The organism is Ensifer sp. YR511, from assembly GCF_900103045.1.
Lineage (GTDB): Bacteria > Pseudomonadota > Alphaproteobacteria > Rhizobiales > Rhizobiaceae > Ensifer > Ensifer adhaerens.
Map to the genome: position 1 here is coordinate 210,227 of NZ_FNGR01000002.1, position 19,832 is coordinate 230,058.

At 62.4% G+C, this 19,832-nt stretch carries 19 protein-coding genes; 12 read left to right on the forward strand and 7 right to left on the reverse strand.

What is annotated here, in order from left to right:
• Positions 1-343: 343 nt before the first annotated feature.
• From lptF to rsmA, 6 genes are all read left to right on the forward strand, one after another.
• The gene (gene lptF / locus BLU15_RS05515) at positions 344-1,513 is read left to right on the forward strand and encodes an LPS export ABC transporter permease LptF (RefSeq protein ID WP_034803922.1); all 1,170 of its coding nucleotides are present in this window, start codon (positions 344-346) and stop codon (positions 1,511-1,513) included.
• Complete coding sequence (lptG, locus tag BLU15_RS05520; RefSeq protein ID WP_034803924.1) at positions 1,510-2,589, forward strand: LPS export ABC transporter permease LptG; 1,080 nt, start codon at positions 1,510-1,512, stop codon at positions 2,587-2,589. Before lptF ends, lptG begins: the two co-directional genes overlap by 4 nt.
• Entirely contained in the window at positions 2,589-4,937 is a 2,349-nt protein-coding gene (locus BLU15_RS05525) for an LPS-assembly protein LptD (protein WP_060580928.1), read from the forward strand. The genes lptG and BLU15_RS05525 overlap by 1 nt, the downstream gene beginning before the upstream one ends.
• 184 nt (positions 4,938-5,121) lie before the next feature.
• Positions 5,122-6,063: a SurA N-terminal domain-containing protein gene (locus BLU15_RS05530; protein ID WP_034803927.1), complete on the forward strand. Its 942-nt coding sequence runs from the start codon at positions 5,122-5,124 to the stop codon at positions 6,061-6,063.
• Positions 6,064-6,076: 13 nt separating this feature from the next.
• On the forward strand, positions 6,077-7,105 hold the full coding sequence (gene pdxA, locus BLU15_RS05535) for a 4-hydroxythreonine-4-phosphate dehydrogenase PdxA (RefSeq protein WP_060522124.1): 1,029 nt from the start codon (positions 6,077-6,079) through the stop codon (positions 7,103-7,105).
• The gene (rsmA, locus tag BLU15_RS05540; RefSeq protein WP_089043930.1) at positions 7,105-7,932 is read left to right on the forward strand and encodes a 16S rRNA (adenine(1518)-N(6)/adenine(1519)-N(6))-dimethyltransferase RsmA; all 828 of its coding nucleotides are present in this window, start codon (positions 7,105-7,107) and stop codon (positions 7,930-7,932) included. The genes pdxA and rsmA overlap by 1 nt, the downstream gene beginning before the upstream one ends.
• Before the next feature lie 82 nt (positions 7,933-8,014).
• On the opposite strand, the gene gmk is transcribed toward rsmA, so the two are convergent.
• From gmk to fabD, 7 genes are all read right to left on the reverse strand, one after another.
• Positions 8,015-8,674 carry a guanylate kinase gene (gene gmk, locus BLU15_RS05545; RefSeq protein WP_034803935.1) on the reverse strand — a complete coding sequence of 220 codons (660 nt, stop codon included), beginning with the start codon at positions 8,672-8,674 and terminating at the stop codon, positions 8,015-8,017.
• Between the two features lie 3 nt (positions 8,675-8,677).
• On the reverse strand, positions 8,678-9,565 hold the full coding sequence (locus BLU15_RS05550; protein WP_090294799.1) for a YicC/YloC family endoribonuclease: 888 nt from the start codon (positions 9,563-9,565) through the stop codon (positions 8,678-8,680).
• A 133-nt stretch (positions 9,566-9,698) separates the two neighbouring features.
• On the reverse strand, positions 9,699-10,898 hold the full coding sequence (gene mltG / locus BLU15_RS05555) for an endolytic transglycosylase MltG (protein ID WP_034803938.1): 1,200 nt from the start codon (positions 10,896-10,898) through the stop codon (positions 9,699-9,701).
• Between the two features lie 463 nt (positions 10,899-11,361).
• A complete protein-coding gene (gene fabF / locus BLU15_RS05560) occupies positions 11,362-12,627 on the reverse strand; it encodes a beta-ketoacyl-ACP synthase II (RefSeq protein WP_090294605.1) in 1,266 nt (421 codons plus the stop codon).
• Positions 12,628-12,848: 221 nt separating this feature from the next.
• Positions 12,849-13,085 (reverse strand): acyl carrier protein, encoded by a 237-nt coding sequence (locus BLU15_RS05565; RefSeq protein WP_003531676.1) that lies wholly within the window; start codon positions 13,083-13,085, stop codon positions 12,849-12,851.
• A gap of 333 nt (positions 13,086-13,418) precedes the next feature.
• Positions 13,419-14,156: a 3-oxoacyl-[acyl-carrier-protein] reductase gene (gene fabG / locus BLU15_RS05570; RefSeq protein ID WP_034803959.1), complete on the reverse strand. Its 738-nt coding sequence runs from the start codon at positions 14,154-14,156 to the stop codon at positions 13,419-13,421.
• A 39-nt stretch (positions 14,157-14,195) separates the two neighbouring features.
• Positions 14,196-15,140 (reverse strand): ACP S-malonyltransferase, encoded by a 945-nt coding sequence (fabD, locus tag BLU15_RS05575; RefSeq protein WP_089043928.1) that lies wholly within the window; start codon positions 15,138-15,140, stop codon positions 14,196-14,198.
• A 339-nt stretch (positions 15,141-15,479) separates the two neighbouring features.
• On the opposite strand from fabD, the gene BLU15_RS05580 reads away from it, so the two are divergent.
• The 6 genes from BLU15_RS05580 (at position 15,480) to rplI (ending at position 19,805) form a co-directional block, all read left to right on the forward strand.
• A complete protein-coding gene (locus BLU15_RS05580) occupies positions 15,480-16,523 on the forward strand; it encodes an aldo/keto reductase (RefSeq protein WP_090294607.1) in 1,044 nt (347 codons plus the stop codon).
• A 19-nt stretch (positions 16,524-16,542) separates the two neighbouring features.
• A complete protein-coding gene (locus BLU15_RS05585; protein ID WP_090294609.1) occupies positions 16,543-17,055 on the forward strand; it encodes a ClbS/DfsB family four-helix bundle protein in 513 nt (170 codons plus the stop codon).
• Between the two features lie 274 nt (positions 17,056-17,329).
• Positions 17,330-17,776 carry a 30S ribosomal protein S6 gene (rpsF, locus tag BLU15_RS05590; protein WP_034803973.1) on the forward strand — a complete coding sequence of 149 codons (447 nt, stop codon included), beginning with the start codon at positions 17,330-17,332 and terminating at the stop codon, positions 17,774-17,776.
• A gap of 26 nt (positions 17,777-17,802) precedes the next feature.
• Positions 17,803-18,051, forward strand: a complete 249-nt coding sequence (gene rpsR / locus BLU15_RS05595) for a 30S ribosomal protein S18 (protein WP_025426448.1) — start codon at positions 17,803-17,805, stop codon at positions 18,049-18,051.
• A gap of 192 nt (positions 18,052-18,243) precedes the next feature.
• On the forward strand, positions 18,244-19,197 hold the full coding sequence (locus tag BLU15_RS05600; protein WP_034803975.1) for a membrane protein: 954 nt from the start codon (positions 18,244-18,246) through the stop codon (positions 19,195-19,197).
• Positions 19,198-19,229: 32 nt separating this feature from the next.
• The gene (gene rplI, locus BLU15_RS05605) at positions 19,230-19,805 is read left to right on the forward strand and encodes a 50S ribosomal protein L9 (protein ID WP_034803982.1); all 576 of its coding nucleotides are present in this window, start codon (positions 19,230-19,232) and stop codon (positions 19,803-19,805) included.
• The last annotated feature ends 27 nt before the right edge of the window (positions 19,806-19,832 follow it).

The following is a 19,832-nucleotide window of genomic DNA, read 5'->3' on the forward strand; positions in this document are numbered from 1 at the left end:
AAGGGGATCTAGGCCGCACAACGCAACCGGACGACACGGCAAGGCTTATGGCAAGCCGGCCTGTTACCGGGCGGTTACAGTGGCAAATATTCGCATCATTCGCCACCGTCAAAGCTGTGGCCGGCACCCTTCTCGCTTTTCAACCGCTTGGCAAGATGCCCGCAGATGTTTACATGCGGTTAACCGAGGTTCTTCGCCTTAAATTATCCCTGTTGCTGCACAATTCGAGCAGCACGGGTGGCTGGCAAAGAACCGGGCTTCGGTTTACGGACATGGGCGAAATCCGGTTCGATAACCGCCGCCGGAACAGAAACATGAGCAGGATTTTGGACCGGACACGGGCATGAAGCTGATCGAACGCTACATATTCCGGCGTGCCGTGATCATGTTCCTCGCGACGCTCCTGCCGTTGCTTGGCATCACCTGGACGACTCAGGCGCTGACCAACGTCAACCTCGTCACCGACAACGGCCAATCCGTGCTCGCCTTCGCCAAAGTGGCGACCCTCATCCTGCCTTCCGTCATCACGATCATCCTGCCGTTTGCGCTGGTGATCGGCGTCACACAAACGCTGACGACGATGAACACCGATTCGGAGCTGACGGTGCTCAACGCCGCCGGCAGCTCGCGCATGGCGATCATCCGGCCGGTGGTCTACCTGGCATTGGGCCTCAGCGTGCTTTCCTTCGTGGTCGACAATTTCGTCGAGCCCTATTCGCGTATGGCCTTGCGCAAGATGCTTGCGACCGCCAACGCCGATCTGCTGTCGTCCGTCGTGCAGGAGAACACCTTCCGCAAGGTCGCAGACAATCTATACGTCCAGGTTGGCGCGCGGCGGGGCGGCGGCGTGCTGCAGGGCATCTTCGTCGCCGATTCGCGCAATCCGAGCTTCGAGCTCGTCTACTATGCCCGCGAAGGCGCCATCGACGACAAGAGCTCGGCGCTGGTGATGAAAGACGGGGAAGTGCAGCGCAAGCTCCCCGACGGTAGCGTGTCGATCATCAAGTTCGACTCATATGCCTTCGATCTCGCCGACATGACCAAGACGACGCGCGAGGCGACCATTCGAGCGAAGGACCGCGACCTTCCCGGCCTGATCAATCCGGACCCGGAAGATCACGTCTACAAGAACAATCCGCTCGCCTTTACCGCCGAACTCAACCGTCGCTTCACGGAATGGACCTTCCCGCTGCTCTTCGGCCTGATTGCGCTGGTCTTCAGCAGTGACGCACGCTCCCATCGCGAAGCGCGGCTTCATCCGATGGTCAGCGCGCTCGGCACGGCCCTGCTCATCCGCTGGATGACGTTCTATGCCGGCAACAGCGCCGAGGACTCCGTGTGGTTCGTGCCGTTGATGTATGCCGTGCCGCTGATGGCGGGCGCCCTCTGCATTCACCAGCTCGTCAGCAACAGGCGACTGGACATTCCGATGACCGGGCAGGAAAAGCTGCAGGAACTCCTGGTTCGCCTGCGCCTGATGCGGCCTGACGCCGAGAAAGGGCAGCCGTCATGATGGGCACGCTCGGCCGCTACTTCTTCATGCGCTACGTTATCACGACGTTCTGGTTCCTCGTCGGGATCTTCTCGCTGGTCTTCATCATCGACTTCAGCGAACAGGCAAGCCGGCTGGCAAACCTGCCGCGCTACAGCATCTCCGGCGCCCTGTTGATGACCGCGCTCCGAATCCCGCTGATCCTGCAGCAGACGATACCCTTCGTCGCGCTGTTTTCGGCCATGGCGGCGCTGATTTCGCTCAACCGCCGCTACGAGCTGGTCGTGACCCGCGCAGCCGGCATCTCCGTCTGGCAGTTCCTGCGGCCCTTCATCCTCGGCTCCTTCCTCTTCGGCGTGCTGGCGGTCGTGGCGCTCAACCCGCTTGCTGCCTGGGGAACGAAGCGCGGCGAGGCGCTTTTGGCCGAATGGGGCTCCACGCGGAACGCCGATGCCGGCTCGATCCCGTGGCTGCGGCAGATCTATAACGGCACGGACACGATCATTGGCGCGCGCTCGGTTCAGGACAACGGCACGACGCTTCTCAACGTCACCGTCATCCACTTTGATCCACAGGGCACGATCATTCTGAGACAGGATGCGGCGTCGGCGAAACTCGAAGATGGTTACTGGCTTCTTAACGACGTCACGGAAACGCGCAACGGACAGCTTCCGCAACGTTTGAAAACAGCACAGCTGGCCACCAATCTTAAGCCGGAGTTTGTTCAGGAACGTCTTGCAAAGGCTGATTCCATTCAGTTTTTCGACCTGCCGCGCAAGATCGAAGTGGCCCGCTCCTTCGGTTTTTCGACCAACGGCATGGAAACTCAATTCCACTCAATGTTGTCGTTGCCGCTGCTGCTCGTCGCCATGACGCTGATCGCCGCTTGTGTGTCGCTGAAATTTAGCCGGTTTAACCAATCGCGCTCCGTAATTCTCGGTGGCATCCTTTCAGGCTTCGTGCTTTATGTCGTCACCGTGCTTGTCAAAGCATTCGGGAGCAGCGGCATTGTGCCTCCTTTCGTTGCAGCCTGGTTGCCAGTTGTTGTAGCGATGGCGCTGGGCTCGACGATTCTTTTAAATCAGGAGGATGGCTAGTGGCGGTAGTGAACCGCAAACGTATAAGGCTGATCAACGCTGCCCTGCTTGCAGGCGTGGCGCTGCAGACACTTGCCATGGGAATGAGTGCGCCTGCAATGGCGCAGCAGGCTTCGGACCGCCTCGATTCGTTGCGCCCGAACATGCCGGAAGACGCCAAGCTGCTTCTGTCCGCCAATGAGCTCGTCTACAACAAGGACGCCGAAAAAGTGATCGTGCGCGGCAACGTGCAGATCGATTACGGCGGCTACAAGATGGTGGCCCGTCAGGTCGAGTACGACCAGAAGAATGGCCGCATCTATGCATCCGGGGAAATCCAGTTCATTGAGCCGGGCGGCAATGTCGTCTATGCCGACAAGATGGATGTCACCGACGATTTCGGGGACGGTTTCCTCGAGCAGATGCGCATCGAAACCACCGATCTGACGCGGCTTGCTGCCACGAGCGGCGAGCGCCGGAACGGCGAAGAATTCATCCTGAACGAGGCCGTCTATACGGCTTGCACGCCGTGCTCGACCAAGCCGGAACATCGCTCGCTGTGGCACATCAAGGCCCAGCGCGTCATCCAGAACGGCCGCACGCGGACCATCCGTCTGGAGAACGCGCGCTTTGAGCTGTTCGGCAAGCCGATCGCCTATATTCCGGTCATGGAGCTGCCGGACCATACGGTCAAGCGCAAGAGCGGCTTCCTGTTTCCGACGTTCCGCTCGGCCCAGAAACTCGGAGTTGGCGTCGGCGTCCCCTACTACTGGGCGATCTCGCCCTATATGGACGCGACGGCGACGCTTACCGGCCTGACGCGACAGGGCTTCCTGCTGGAGGGAGAATTCCGCCAGCGGTTCCACAACGGCTTCCATACGCTGAACTTCGCCGGCATCAGCCAGCTCGATAAGGGCAAGTTCACGCCCGGCACCGTCGACGCGATGCATACCAATCGCGGCATGATCGCGTCGAAGGCTGAGTTCGAGATCAATCCGCGCTGGACCTTCGGCTGGAACGTACTCGTCCAGTCCGACGCCAACTTCGCCAAAACCTACGAGCTGTCGACGTTCGACGGCACCACCTATACCAACCAGGCCTACCTGACGGGGCTCGGCAAGCGGAACTACTTCGATCTGCGCGCCTTCTACTTCGACATTCAGGACGCCGACGCCAACAGCATCGAGGAAAACCAGCAGCCGGCGGCGCAGGTCCTCGACTATTCCTACAAGGCGCCTGATCCCGTGTTGGGCGGCGAGCTTTCCGCGACGTTCAACTTCACGAACGTGAAGCGCAACCGGCTCGACGCGTTTACCCAACCGGGCGTGGTCCGCTTCCGCGGCCTAGAAGGCACCTCGCACCGCCTGACCGGCGAACTCGAGTGGAAGCGCACCTTCATCGCCCCGGGCGGCCTGGTCCTCACGCCGCTGCTGGCAGCGCGCGGCGATGCCATCGGGCTGAACATGGACAATCCCGGTCCGGCCTATACCGGCGACTTCAACACGAGCGATGCGGCAACGCGGCGCATGTTGACCGCGGGCCTCGAAGCCCGCTACCCGATCCTGTTCGTCGGTGAGGACAGCAGTCACGTCGTCGAGCCGATCGCACAGCTCTACGCGCGCCCGAACGAGCAATATGCCGGCGGCCTGCCGAACGAAGACGCGCAGAGCTTCGTGTTCGACGCAACGAACCTCTTTGACCGTGACAAGTTCTCCGGTTTCGACCGGATCGAGGGCGGCACGCGCGCCAATGTCGGCTTCCGCTACACGGGGACCTTCGACAGCGGCTACGGCCTGCGTGGCATCGTTGGCCAGTCGTTCCATCTGGGTGGCCTGAACTCGTTTGCGACGGACGACCTGGTCAAGGCCGGGGCGAATTCCGGTCTTGAGACCAAGAGCTCTGACTACGTTGCCATGTTCGGCATCGACGCACCGTCCGGTCTGATGGCGAGCGTTTCCGGCCGCCTCGACGAAAAGGACCTGTCGCTGCGCCGTGCCGATACCACCGTCGGCTATCTCGGCACGACCTGGCAGGCCGCGATGACCTATACGCGCATCGAAGCGCAGCCGCTCTACGGATCTCTGTCCAACCAGGACGAAATCCAGACCGCCGCCGCCTACCGGTTCCACGACTATTGGTCGGTGTTCGGCGCGATCACCTATGACATCAACAAGGATGTCATCTCACGCAACGGTTTCGGCATCACCTACGACGATCAGGACACGCTGTTCTCGATCGTCTACAAGCAGGAACGCGATACCGATGCCAATGTCGCGAACGATTGGTCGATCGGCGCGAGAATCAGCTTCCGTACACTCGGCGACGTGAACGTCGGCGACACCAAGTTCGAAGAGCTCGACTATTATTGATATCGTCAAGCGAGTGGGCGGGTCAAAAGTTCGCCCATTCGTCGATATCGGCACCGTCAAACGGTCTTGTCATCGTTTGGCCGCATGTATTATGCATTCCCTCCGACAAGATAAGGCAACGGCGCAAGGCCGGCAGGCGGACAAAGCCTGTCGACGGTGATAGTCCGGGATATAGGAAAAGAGAATGGGCGGGAAAATGTCGATCTTGAGGACACTGTCGGTACTGGCTTTGGCCGGCACCTTGAGCGTTGCAATATGCTCCGGAGCTCAGGCAGCAGCGAGCACGGTCAAGGTAACGGTCAACAACACGGTGATTACCTCCGGCGACATCGCCAAGCGCGTGGCCTTCCTTCGCCTGCAGCGCCAGAAGGGCGGCAACGACGAAGCCAAGAAGCAACTCGTCGACGAAGTTCTCAAGCGTGCCGAGATCGCACGCATCGGCCAGTCCGTCAGCACGCAGGAAGTCGATGCCGCCTATGCGCGCTTCGCCTCGGGCAACAAGCTTTCGACCGAGCAGCTCGGCAAGATTCTCGATCAGGCCGGCGTCGGCTCCGAACATTTCAAGCAATTCATCGCCGTGCAGATGAGCTGGCCGCGTGCGGTCAACTTCCGTTACGGCAGCTCTAACCGCCTCCAGGGCGCCGACCTCGTCAAGCGCATGATGGAAGGCGGCGGACAGAAGCCGGTGACCACCGAGTATTTCCTGCAGCAGGTGATCTTCGTCATTCCCGAGAAGAAGCGCGGCGCGATCACCGCGAAGCGGCAGGCGGAAGCCAACGCCTCGCGCGCTCAGTTCCCGGGCTGCGAAACCTCGAAGGTGTTTGCCGCCAACTATCGCGACGTGTCGATCCGCAGCCTCGGCCGCATGCTTGCCCAGCAGCTGCCTGACGAATGGAAGCCGCTGATCGAGAAGGCCGGCGAGAATGGCACCACCGGAACCCGCGTGACAGAAAAGGGCGTCGAGTACCTGGCGATCTGCAAGAAGCGTGAGGTCAACGACGACACCGCCGCCGAAATCGTCTTCCGCGCCGAGGATATCGGCAAGAAGAAGGCCGGTGGCGAAGACCCGAACAGCGAGAAGTACCTCGAGGAGCTGCGCAAGAAGGCGCAAATCGTCAACAAGTAATCACGACGGAAACATGCGCGAAACTACCGGCGGGCCTCTCGCCCTGACCATGGGCGACCCGGCCGGTATCGGGCCGGACATCAGCCTCTCGACCTGGCTCGGCCGCCGCGACCATGCGACGGCCCCCTTCCTTTTCATCGGCGACCCCGCAGTCCTTGCCGCGCGCGCCTCGATGCTCGGCTACACGGTGTCCATCCGCGAGACGGATTGCGCCGGCGCCCTCTCCCTCTTCGACACGGCGCTGCCGGTCCTGCCGCTTGCCTGCCCTGCCCCGGTCAAGGCCGGCGAGCCCGACACCGTCAATGCCAGCGCCGTGATCGGGGCGATCGACACGGCCGTGCGACTGGTGACCGCCGGACAGGCCTCGGCCGTGGTCACGAACCCGATCGCCAAGGCGGTTCTCTATGACGCCGGCTTCCGCTTCCCGGGCCATACCGAATATCTCGCCGATCTTGCCGAAAAGGCGACGGGACAGCCGGTGCTGCCGGTGATGATGCTGGCCGGACCGAAGCTGCGCGCCGTTCCCGTCACCATCCATATCCCCTTGAAGGACGTGCCGGAGCAACTGACGCCGGACCTCATCTACCGCACCTGCGCGATTACTGCGGCCGACCTTCGCAATCGTTTCGGACTTCGACAGCCACGGCTCGCGATCGCCGGGCTGAACCCGCATGCGGGCGAAAACGGTGCGCTCGGTCTCGAGGACGACGCCGTCATCCGGCCCGTCATCGACAGGCTGCGTGCGGAGGGTATCGATGCGGTCGGCCCGCTGCCGGCAGATACGATGTTCCATGATCGCGCACGCGCCACCTACGACGTGGCCATCTGCATGTATCACGACCAGGCGCTGATCCCGGCCAAGGCGCTCGGCTTCGACGATAGCGTCAACGTCACGCTCGGTCTTCCCTTCATCCGCACGTCGCCCGACCACGGCACGGCCTTCGGCCTTGCCGGCAAGGGCGTCGCCCGCGACGACAGCCTTCGGGCCGCGCTCGACCTTGCCGCATCGCTTGCGGCCAATATGCCAGGAGATACCCGCTGATGGCCGCCCTTGACGGTCTTCCTCCGCTACGCGACGTCATCCAGCGTCACGGCCTCGATGCCAAGAAGGCGCTCGGCCAGAACTTCCTGCTCGATCTCAACCTGACGCAGAAGATCGCGCGGACCGCCGGTTCGCTCGAAGGGGCAACGGTCATCGAGGTCGGCCCCGGACCGGGAGGCCTCACCCGCGCCATCCTCGCGCTCGGTGCCAAGAAGGTCATTGCGATTGAGCGGGACGCGCGCTGCCTGCCGGCACTTGCCGAAATCGGCGCGCATTATCCCGATCGGCTACAGGTCATCGAAGGCGATGCTTTGAAGACGTCGTTCGAGACGCTTGCCGACGATGGGCCGGTCAAGATCATCGCCAACCTGCCCTACAATGTCGGCACTCAGTTACTCGTTAACTGGCTGCTGCCCGAGCGCTGGCCGCCCTTCTGGCAGTCGCTGACGCTGATGTTCCAGCGCGAAGTGGGCCTGAGGATCGTCGCCGACGCGGATGACGACCACTATGGCCGCCTCGGCGTGCTCTGTGGTTGGCGCACAAAGGCGCGGATGGCATTCGACGTGCCGCCGCAGGCCTTTACGCCACCACCGAAGGTGACGTCGTCCGTGGTCCATCTGGAGCCGGTGGAAAACCCGATCCCCTGCTCGGTCGCGGCGCTCGAGAAAGTGACGCATGCAGCCTTCGGCCAGCGCCGCAAGATGCTGCGGCAGAGCCTGAAGCCACTCGGTGGCGAGGCGCTGCTTGCCAAGGCCGATATCGACCCGCAGCGACGCGCCGAAACACTTTCGGTGGAAGAGTTCTGTCGCCTGGCCAACTGCCTCTGAGCGGGCATATGGATCGCAAGGCGCGCGCTACAAATAGCGTGAATCAAAAATGGCTCCTCACGGAGCCATTTCTTTTGAAGCCTTAGAACGGGTTTTCGGTCAGCAGCCCGTTGACGAAATCGAACAGGCCGGGGCGCCGGTCGCGGCGCAGGCGTTCGGCCTCGACGATCGCACGCACGGATGCAAAGGCGCGGTCGAGGTCGTCGTTGAGCACGATGTAATCATACTCCCGCCAGTGCTCGATCTCGGCGCGCGAGTTGGCAAGGCGCGTGGCGATCACCTCTTCGCTGTCTTCGGCGCGACGATGCAGGCGTGACTGCAGTTCAGCCATTGACGGCGGCAGGATGAAGATCGAGACGACGTCGCCCGCCATCTTCTCCTGGAGCTGCTGAGCGCCCTGCCAGTCGATATCGAACAGCATGTCCCGGCCCGCGGCCATGGCCGCCTCGACCGCATCTCGCGGCGTGCCGTAGAAGTTGCCGTGCACCTCCGCCCATTCGAGCAGCGAGTCGGTGGACCTCAGCGCCTCGAACTCGCGGATCGACTTGAAGTGATAGTGCCGTCCATCGATCTCGCTTGGTCGCCGCTGACGCGTCGTCACGCTGACCGAAATGCTCATCTCCGGATCGGCTTCCAGGAGGTTGCGCGCAATGGTCGACTTGCCTGCGCCCGACGGCGAGGAAATGACGAGCATCAGCCCACGACGGGCGATCTTGATGGGCGAAGGGGTCGCCGGGTTCATACCTTACTCCAGATTCTGGACCTGTTCGCGGAACTGGTCGATGACGACCTTCAGCTCGATGCCGGCGGCAGACACAGCGGCCGCGTTGGACTTGGAACAGATCGTATTCGATTCTCGGTTAAATTCCTGTGCGAGGAAATCGAGCTTGCGCCCGACGGGACCGCCCTTCGACAGAAGCTCCCGGGCGGCAACGATGTGGGAACCAAGCCGGTCGATCTCCTCGCGAAGATCCGCCTTGGTGGCGAGCAAAGCGACTTCGGCGTGGAGCCGGTCCCGGTCGAGCGACGAGCCGTTGTCCATCACCAGAGCTACCTGTTGCGCCAGCCGATCGGCAATCGCAGCGGCGCTACGTGACGGGTCGGACTCGACCGTCGCCGTCAGCCGCTCGATCGTCTCGACCTGTCCCAGCAGGATCTGACAGAGTGCCGCGCCCTCGTCTGCTCGCATCGCGCGCAAATCGGCGAGCGCACCCGCCAGACCTGCCAGGATACCGGCATCGAGCGCCGCACGCTCTTCTTCGCTTTCTTCCGGCTCGCGGAAGTCGACGATGCCGCGGATCGAGAGAAGCGTGTCGAACCGGAGCGGCGCGGGATCGACGAGATCACCGAGCTGGCCGCGCAGGTTCAGCACCGCCGTCAAGGCTGCCTGGTTGACCACGGCCTCGACGGCCGCCTCGCCGCCGCTGACGGAGAGGCCGATCTGAAGATTGCCGCGGGAAAAATACTCCGCTGCGAGCTTGCGCACCTCGGGCTCGAAGCGCTCGAGCCCCTGCGGCAGGCGCAGCCTGAGGTCCAGGCCCTTGCCGTTGACGGAGCGCAGCTCCCAGGCCCAACGACGGCGGCCGCTGCTGCCTTCTCTCCGGGCAAAGCCGGTCATCGATTGGAGCGGCATCATCACCTCCGTTGCGGTTTCAGCAGAAGCAATAAGGCGACGGCGCGGCATCCCGCAAGGGATATCCGCGCCGTGATTCGTCCGTCCACAATGCAAGCACCGCTGCGCGGCTATGCGCCGCCAGCAGCCGGCGTTATTGCGGCTGCGTGGCTGCCGGCTCGGCGGTGCCCGCGTCAGCCGCAGCCTTCGCCGCTTCTGCCGCCCGCTCTGCCTCGACCTTGCGCCAGCGGCGGACATTGGCATTGTGCTCGTCGAGCGTCTCGGCAAAGACGTGGCCGCCCGTGCCATCGGCAACGAAGTAAAGCTCAGGCGTGCGCGACGGATTGGCGACCGCTTCCAGCGCTGCACGACCAGGATTGGCGATCGGCGTCGGCGGCAGCCCCTTGATGATATAGGTGTTGTAAGGCGTCTGCTTGTCGATGTCCGACTTCAGGATCGGCCGGTCGGCCGGCTTACCGTCACCGCCGAAGATGCCATAGATGATCGTCGGGTCGGATTGCAGCCGCATGCCCTTGTCGAGCCGGTTGATGAAGACGGAGGCGACGCGCGGACGCTCGTCGGCGCGACCGGTTTCCTTCTCCACGATCGAGGCAAGCGTCACGAGCTCCTCAACCGTCGACACCGGCAGGTTGGGATCGCGCTTTTCCCATATCTGGCCGACCAGCACCTTCTGGGCTGCGGCCATCTGCTGAACGATCTCGCCGCGCTTGGTGCCGCGCGTGAACTTGTAGGTGTCCGGCATCAGGGTGCCTTCCGGCGGCAGCTCCGTCGGCAGGTCGCCGACGAGCACTGGATCGTCGGCCAGCCTGTGGAACATCTGCTTGACGGTCAGGCCTTCCGGCAGGGAGACGGAGTAGAGGATCGACTTGCCCGACTTCAGGAGCTGCATGACCTCCTGCATCGACGAGCCGGCCTTGATCTCATATTCGCCGGCCTTCAGCGTCTCGTTGTCGAGGTAGGCTTCGGAAACGAAACGGAAAACGCGCGCATCGGTGATGATGTTGCCGCGCTCGAGCCCGCTGGCGATCTCGCTCATGCCGGCGCCGCCCCGGACGATGAAGTTCTGGTTCGCCTGCAGCGGACCCGGCTTTTCGTACTGGTGCATCGCATAATAGACCGTGCCGGCAGCGGCGAGCGCTGCAAAGACAATGACGGTCATGACAAAGTTCAGGAAGATCACGACCTGGCTGCGGGCCTTGCGCGATCGTTTCGGCGGTTGCGGCACTTTTTCCGGACGCAGGGCCTCGTTTGCCGATTTCGGAATGATCGGTCCGTTGCTCGCGTTTTCACTGCGGCCAAATTGCGCCGCGCCGTTATCGTTTGAGTCGCTCACGATTATCCCGAACCCGAAATTCGCGGCCTCATTCTCTTCCTGCTTCCGGTGCGAATTTCGGACTGGACCGTGGCAGGCATAGGTCAAATTTATAAAACGGTGCCGCCCAGAAGGCCGACGTCCGCAGTTACTCAAAAATCCGCAGTCGGTGCAATCTCACCGAAGAACCACAGAAATGTGTCGAATCACCGTCCGTTCAAGAGAACGCGGCGGACGACCGACACTTTAATCCGGAACCACGGCCCGCGGCAAAAACCCGGCAAACCGCAATTCCAGGCAATGACTGAAGGGCAATCTGACAGATTTGCCTTGCGCGAACATCGCGGTCGGCGAGCGCCGTCTTCCGCGACGACGCCTCCTCCCACCACATGCTTGTAGCGAGCAATACGGCAAAAGCTGGATCATCGCGCCGCCTTTGACGGTCGGCGCGACAATTGGCTCAAGCGACGCTCCAGGCGCGCGATCAGGCGCCGGTGTAGCGGCGCAGGACCAACGAGGCGTTGGTGCCGCCGAAGCCGAAGGAATTCGAGAGCGCCACGTTGATTTCGCGCTTGCGCGCGACATGCGGCACGAGGTCGATCTTCGTCTCGATCGACGGATTGTCGAGGTTCAGCGTCGGCGGCGCAATGTTGTCGCGGATCGCCAGCGCCGAGAAGATCGCTTCCACCGCGCCGGCAGCGCCGAGCAGGTGGCCGATGGCCGACTTGGTCGAGGACATCGAGATCTTCGACGCGTGTTCGCCGACCAGGCGCTCGACGGCGCCAAGCTCGATCGTGTCGGCCATGGTGGAGGTGCCGTGGGCGTTGATGTAGTCGATATCGGCAGCCGTCAGGCCGGCTCGCTTCAGCGCCATCTGCATGCAGCGATAGGCACCGTCGCCATCTTCCGACGGAGCGGTGATGTGAAACGCATCGCCCGAAAGGCCGTAGCCGACGACTTCCGCATAGATCTTGGCGCCACGGGCCTTGGCATGCTCGAGCTCTTCGAGGATGACGACGCCGGCGCCCTCGCCCATGACGAAACCATCACGGTCGATATCGTAGGGGCGCGAGGCCTTCTGCGGATCTTCATTGTGCTGGGTCGATAGCGCCTTGCAGGCGGCAAAGCCGGCGAGCGAAATCCGGCAGATCGGCGATTCCGCACCACCGGCCACCATGACGTCGGCATCGCCGAGCGCGATCAGGCGGCTCGCGTCGCCGATCGCATGCGCGCCGGTCGAACAGGCGGTGACGACAGAGTGGTTCGGACCGCGCAGCTTGTGGCGGATCGACACCTGGCCCGAGGCAAGATTGATGAGCCGGCCGGGAATGAAGAACGGTGAGATGCGGCGGGGGCCCTTGTCGCGCAGCGTGTAGCCGCCTTCGACGATGCCTTCGAGACCGCCGATGCCCGAACCGATCAGCACGCCGGTCGCGATCTGGTCTTCATCGTTCTCCGGCTTCCAGCCGGCATCGGCCAGCGCCATGTCGGCCGCTGCCATCGCGTAGACGATGAACGGATCGACCTTGCGCTGCTCCTTCGGCTCCATCCAGTCGTCGGCATTGAAGGTAGCATCGGTGCCGTCGCCGAAGGGAATGCGGCAGGCAATCTTGGCAGGAAGGTCCTCGACCTCGAATTCGGTCACCTTGCGCGCGGCATTGTGCCCGGCAAGCAGGCGCGCCCACGTCGCCTCAGTTCCGCAACCCAAGGGAGATACCATGCCGGTACCGGTGATAACGACACGTCTCATAGTCCGCGACCCACCCTGACTTTTCCATTTCAGAGCCGGATCGGACCACGTGTAACGAACCCGATCCGGGCATCCATTTTAAGGTTCTTATTCACGATCAGAGGGATATGCGGGAAACGCTTGCTGATCGAAATCCCCGCTCAGCGCGGGATAGCCCACTTCCCTGGGCTGAAACGGGCCGCTTTAGGCGGCCCGTCCACGGCCGAAGCCGCTTTAAGGTATTAGGCCTGAGCCTTTTCGATGAACTTGACGGCGTCGCCGACAGTCAGGATCGAGTCAGCAGCGTCGTCCGGGATTTCAACGCCGAATTCTTCTTCGAAAGCCATGACCAGTTCGACGGTGTCGAGCGAGTCCGCGCCGAGGTCGTCGATGAAGCTTGCGCCTTCGCTGACCTTTTCGGCGTCGACGCCAAGATGATCAATAACAATTTTCTTTACGCGTTCTGCGATATCGCTCATGTCGGAGTTCCTCGACCTTCGTTTCTGTAGGCGCCTATTCCGGCACCGGTACTCTTCTGTAAGCCTGATAGACCAAGACGGCCCACCCGGCAATCCATCCAACCGGAACTGCGGCAAACCCAAGGCAGCCAAGGCTGCCGGGCACCTGGCGGGACCGGTCGACTGCTAACAGTCATGGCCCGATTAACACGGTTTAACGCTGTCGCAAAGTCCGAAAATGCCTGTCATTCGCTTGCTCAACATTGAATTTCAGGCATTTGGCAGGCGGCGTCCCGGGACGTTGAAGATCGCCCACCGCACAATCTCGGCGGGCGGCCCATCCCGGAAACCGGATCAGATCATGGCCATGCCGCCATTGACGTGAATTGTCTGGCCGGTGACGTAGCCCGCTTCGTTGGAAGCGAGGTAAACGACCGCCGAAGCGATTTCAGCGCCGGTGCCCATCCGCTTCATCGGGATCGCGCCCATGATCGCGTCCTTCTGCTTGTCGTTGAGCTTGCCGGTCATCGCGCTTTCGATGAAGCCCGGAGCCACGCAGTTGACCGTGACGTTGCGCGTCGCGATTTCCTGGGCCAGCGACTTGGAGAAGCCGATCATGCCGGCCTTGGAGGCGCAGTAGTTCGCCTGGCCGGGGTTGCCGGTGACGCCGACGATGGAGGTGATGTTGACGATGCGGCCGAAACGGCGACGCATCATCGGATGGGTGAGTTCGCGCGTCAGGCGGAACACGGCCGTCAGGTTCACTTCGAGAACGGCATCCCAGTCCTCGTCGCTCATGCGCACGAAGAGACCGTCCTTGGTGATGCCGGCATTGTTGACGAGGATGTCGACGCCGCCAAGCTCGGCTTCGGCCTTCTCGCCGAGCGCCTTGACTTCGGCGCGGTCGGAAAGGTTTGCCGGGAAGAGTTGCACGCGATCGCCAAGTTCGTTGGCAAGCGCTTCCAGCTTTTCGACGCGGGTGCCGTGCAGACCGACGGTCGCGCCCTGGGCGTGCAGCATGCGGGCGATTTCTTCGCCGATACCACCGGATGCACCGGTAACGAGAGCCTTGCGGCCGGAAAGATCAAACATCTCTTTGATTCCTTATAACTGGAGCGCCTAGGCGTTCGCTCAGGCGAGCAAGGCGGCGAGTGCTGCGTCGATATCGGCGGGCGTATTGACGGCGATACCGTTGACGGTCTTGTCGATGCGGCGGGCAAGCCCGGTCAGGACCTTGCCGGAGCCGAGTTCATAAAGCGTCGTGACATTGTTGGCGGCAAACCATTCGACCGTCTCGCGCCAGCGGACCTGGCCGGTGACCTGCTCGACCAGCAGCCGGGCGATCTCGTCGGAATCGCTGACCGGGGCGGCGAGCACGTTGGCGATGACAGGCACCACCGGATTACGCTTCTCGACCTTGGCCAGCGCCTCGCGCATCGCGTCGGCAGCCGGCGCCATCAGCGCGGAATGGAAGGGGGCAGAGACCGGCAGCATCAGAGCGCGCTTGGCGCCCTTTTCGGAAGCGAGTGCTGCGGCCTTCTCGACGGCAGCCTTCTCGCCGGAAATCACCAGCTGGCCGCCACCATTGTCGTTGGCGATCTGGCAGGAACCGAGCGCGGAGGCTTCGCGGCAGACGGCTTCGACATCCGCATGTTCAAGGCCGATGATCGCCGCCATTGCGCCCTTGCCGACGGGAACCGCCGCCTGCATGGCGTTGCCGCGGATGCGCAGGAGACGCGCCGTGTCGGCAATGGAGAAGGTACCGGCGGCACAGAGCGCCGAGTATTCGCCGAGCGAATGGCCGGCGACGAAGGAAACCTTGGACTTGAGGTCGAGGCCCTTGGCTTCGAGCACGCGAATGACGGCCATAGATACGGCCATCAGCGCCGGCTGGGCGTTCGCAGTCAGCGTCAGTGTTTCCTCGGGGCCGTTCCACATGATCTCGGACAGCTTCTGGCCGAGTGCTTCATCGACTTCGGCAAAGACGGCTGCCGCTTCCGGAAAAGCGTCGGCCAGATCCTTGCCCATGCCGACAGCCTGGCTGCCCTGGCCTGGAAACGTGAATGCAATGCTCATGGGATCGTCCCTTCCCTAGATCACTAGGATTTCGGGTCGGCGCGACACGAAATCCTAGTGATCGGTTCTTATGAGTTAGAGCGGGATGCAGGCAGAAACCATACATCTCCGGCTTCCTCTCCATTCACATTCCTTACCGACGAGTCAAGCTTGGAGGCCGGCACGGACACGGCCGACGAGGCCTTTTGCCCTTGATCTTCAACAATCAAGGCGTAAGTTTGCCGCCCGATGTCGCTCTGCCCTACCCGATCACCAGGGTCGAGGCGACCGCTCCATTCCCGGTGCCAGCGCCCCTTCCCTCCCAGGTCGGCGCCGCCCTTCACAAGGATACTTATCTAGATGCGCTACAACACGCTTGGCCGCACCGGCATCAAGGTCTCGGAAATCTGCCTGGGCACCATGACCTGGGGTTCACAGAACTCCATCGCCGAGGCGCACGAGCAACTGGATTACGCCTTCGAAAAGGGCGTCAACCTCATCGACACGGCCGAACTCTACCCCACGACCCCGCTTTCGCCGGAGACCTATGGCGACACGGAACGCTTCATCGGCGAATGGCTGGCCAGGCGCGGCCGGCGCGATGAGGTCGTCGTTGCGACCAAGGTCGCCGGCCCCGGCCGCCCCTATATCCGCAACGGCAACCCGACGACACCCGAGGGCATCGACCAGGCGATCGACGCCAGCCTCAAGCGGCTGAAGACAGATTATGTGGACCTTTATCAGCTTCATTGGCCGAACCGCGGCCACTACCATTTCCGCAACGCCTGGTCCTATGACCCGTCCAAGCAGGACAAGGATCATGTCGCGAGTGACCTCCGGGCAATCCTCGACAAGCTCGGCGACCTCGTGAAGGCCGGCAAGGTCCGCGCCATCGGCCTCTCCAACGAAACGGCCTGGGGCGCGATGAAGTTCATCGACATGGCAGAGCGTCATAGCCTGCCGCGCGTCGCCTCGATCCAGAACGAATACAACCTGCTTTACCGCGCCTACGACCTCGACCTGTCGGAGCTGTCGCACCACGAAGACGTGGGCCTGCTCGCCTATTCGCCGCTCGCCGCCGGCCTCTTAAGCGGCAAGTACCTCGATGGCGCGAAGCCGAAGGGCTCGCGACTTTCGATCAACGGCGATCTCGGCGGCCGCTTCACGCCGCACCAGGAACCGGCCGTCGAAGGCTATGTCAAACTGGCACGCGAGCACGGCCTCGATCCGGCGCAGATGGCCATCGCCTTCTGCCTGGCGCGGCCGTTCATGGCTTCCGTCATCATCGGCGCGACCTCGATGGAGCAGTTGAAGACCAACCTTGGCGCCGTCGACCTTACGCTGTCGCAGGACATCGTGAACGGGATCCGGCGGCTGCACCGGATCTACCCGATGCCGATCTGAGCGTGAGACCAGATCGCCGATGCCGGTACCCCAGACGAAAGCGGAACTGCTTGCGGCGATCGACGTCCAGTTCGCCAGGCTGATGCGCGAGCTGGAACGGGTTCCTGACGAGCGCTACCGCGAACCGTCGCTAGAAGGCCACGCCAAGGGCACGATGATGAGCGTCGGCGACCTCGTCGCCTACCTCATCGGCTGGGGCGAACTGGTGATCAAATGGATCGATCGCGATCAGCGCGGCGAGCTGGTCGACTTCCCCGAGACGGGCTATCAATGGAACGAACTCGGACGGCTTGCGCAGAAATTCTATGCGGACTTCCACGCTCTTTCGCCGGGCGAGCTTGTCGCCAGACTGAGGCGCAGCAAGGAGACGCTCGAGGTACTCATCAGGGATCGCGACGAGCAGACGCTTTACGGGCGGCCATGGTACGGAAAATTCACGCTCGGACGCATGATCCAGTTCAACACTTCCTCTCCCTATGCCAACGCCCACGGCCGCCTGCGCAAATGGAAAAAGGTGAACGGGCTGGCGTAGAAAGCGGAAAAGACGCGGCAAGCCTTGCCTTCCGCGGAAAAATGCGTATAAGCGCGCTGTTCGAAATGCCCGGTCTTCTGGCTGGTGGCTGAACGGAGGGCCGGCTTCCTCGAGGGGAGCCGTTAGGATTGCACGTCTTTCCGGCCTCCCGTGTCTCCGCTCTCGACCGTCTCGATACAACACTTTCTTGCCGGCTGCCTGCAGCCACTAAGAACAGTCGTTGAGGCTTAGCCGCCGAGGTCCGGGCTGATTAACGCAAGAAAGGCAAGCCACAATGGCTCTTTATGAACACGTATTCCTGGCCCGCCAGGACATCACGCCGCAGCAGGTCGACGGTCTCGTCGAGCAGTACAAGGGCGTGCTCGAAGCAAACGGCGGTAAGGTCGGTCGCGTCGAGAACTGGGGCCTGAAGTCCCTCACCTACCGCATCAAGAAGAACCGCAAGGCCCACTACGTTCTCATGGACATCGATGCTCCGGCAGCGGCTGTTCACGAAATCGAGCGCCAGATGCGCATCAACGAAGACATCCTGCGCTACATGACGATCGCCGTCGAGAAGCACGAGGAAGGCGCGTCTGCCATGATGCAGAAGCGCGACCGCGACGACCGTCCGCGCCGCGATGGCGACCGTCCGGAGCGTGGCTTCGGCGACCGTGGTCCGCGTCCGGACCGTGGCGACCGCGAAGACCGCCCGCGCCGTCCGCGCGAAGACCGTGCGTAATCAAGAAGCTTTAGGAGATTAAGACAATGGCTGAAGTTTCTTCCGCTCCGGTTCGTCGCCCGTTCCACCGCCGCCGCAAGACCTGCCCCTTCTCGGGCGCAAACGCTCCGCGGATCGACTACAAGGACATCCGTCTTCTGCAGCGCTACATTTCCGAGCGCGGCAAGATCGTTCCTTCCCGCATCACGGCCGTTTCCCAGAAGAAGCAGCGCGAACTCGCCCAGGCGATCAAGCGTGCACGCTTCCTCGGCCTGCTGCCCTACGTCGTTTCCTAAGAACGGCTGACTCTCCGTCAGTCTTCTGACTCGACGGAACCCGACTTGTTGGGAGAGGCGCTCCCCTAAGGTGAGCGCCTCTTTCTCTCCCTTCCGCGATGGGCGCGGATCGGAACCGGCGCGATGCGCCAAAATCCCATGCTGGGGCTGCGCTTTGGCCATCCCCTAACTGCACGAAGCAGGACAGCGAACGTGACGAATGTGAACAGGACATCGCTGCTGACCGGCGTTCTCGCCGGCTTTACCGCCGCCCTCTTGTCGATGGGCGCGAATACGCAGTCGTCTCTTGCGATCGTCCTTTATGCCGCTTCGGCACTTCCAATCCTGATTGCCGGCCTCGGCTGGGGCAATGCCGCAGCGATCACCGCGATCGTCACGGCCGGCGCCACCGGTGCCGTTCTCGTTTCGCCCTACTTCGCGCTGCTGATCCTCGTTGTCACGCTGATCCCGGCCGGTTGGCTGAGCCATCTCGCCAATCTCGCCCGCCCGGCGTCCGAACTCGGCGGCCCGGACGAGGCGCTTGCCTGGTATCCGCTCTCCGATATCCTCAGCCATCTCGCCGGTCTGGTGACCGTCGGCATGATCATCGTCGGCGTGATCGTCGGTTATGGAGCCGATATCTCCGATCGCATGGTCGATATCGTCATTCAGGCCGTGAAGGCGCAGGACAGCGCCTACAACCCGGATGCGGCTGCCATCGCCCAGATCAAGTCGCTTTTCACCCTCGCTTTGCCGCTCGTCCAGGGCGCGATCTGGGTGCTGATGCTGTTTACCGCCTACTACCTCGCCACCCGCATCGTGCAGATGTCCGGCCGGTCGTTGCGCCCGCGCGAGGACATTCCGTCGACGCTGCGCATGCACCGCAACGCGATCTTCATCTTTCTCGGCGGCCTGGTCCTCACCTTCCTCGGCGGCGCACCCGCAACGATCGGCGCGCTGATCTGCGGAACCTTCGGCGCGGGCTTCCTGCTTGCCGGTTTCGCCTCCTTCCATTTCCGCACACGCGGCAAGTCCTGGCGGCTTCCCGTGCTGTGGATTGCATACCTGTCGGTGCTCGTGTTCACGATCCCGGCATTCTTCTTCCTCCTGTCCGGCCTGATCGATACGCGACGCACCATCGCGGTCACGCCGGTTGGAAAAAACTGACCAACGAACTGGAACTCTGAAAGGAAACCAACATGGAAGTCATTCTTCTCGAACGTATCGCCAAGCTCGGCCAGATGGGCGAAACCGTAAAGGTTCGCGACGGCTTTGCCCGTAACTACCTCCTGCCGCTCGGCAAGGCGCTGCGCGCCAACGCTGCCAACAAGGCCCGTTTCGAAGCTGAGCGTTCGACGCTCGAAGCCCGCAACCTCGAGCGCAAGTCGGAAGCCCAGGCTGTTGCCGAGAAGCTCGACGGCAAGTCGTTCATCATCGTCCGCTCGGCTGGCGAAACCGGCCAGCTCTACGGTTCGGTTGCTGCCCGCGACATCATCGAAGTGCTCGCTGCCGAAGGCTTCAACGTCGGCCGCAACCAGGTCGACCTCAACCAGCCGATCAAGTCGATCGGCCTGCACAAGGTCACGCTGCACCTGCACTCGGAAGTCGAGATCTCGGTTGAAGTCAACGTTGCCCGTTCGGCCGAAGAAGCCGGTCGCCAGGCAAAGGGCGAAAGCCTGACCTCGGCCGACGCCATCTACGGTGTTGACGAAGACGCCCTCAAGCCGGAAGACTTCTTCAACCCGGAAGCCGAATTCGAAGGCGAAGAAGAATAAGCCTTAAAGGCCATTCAACACGCGAAA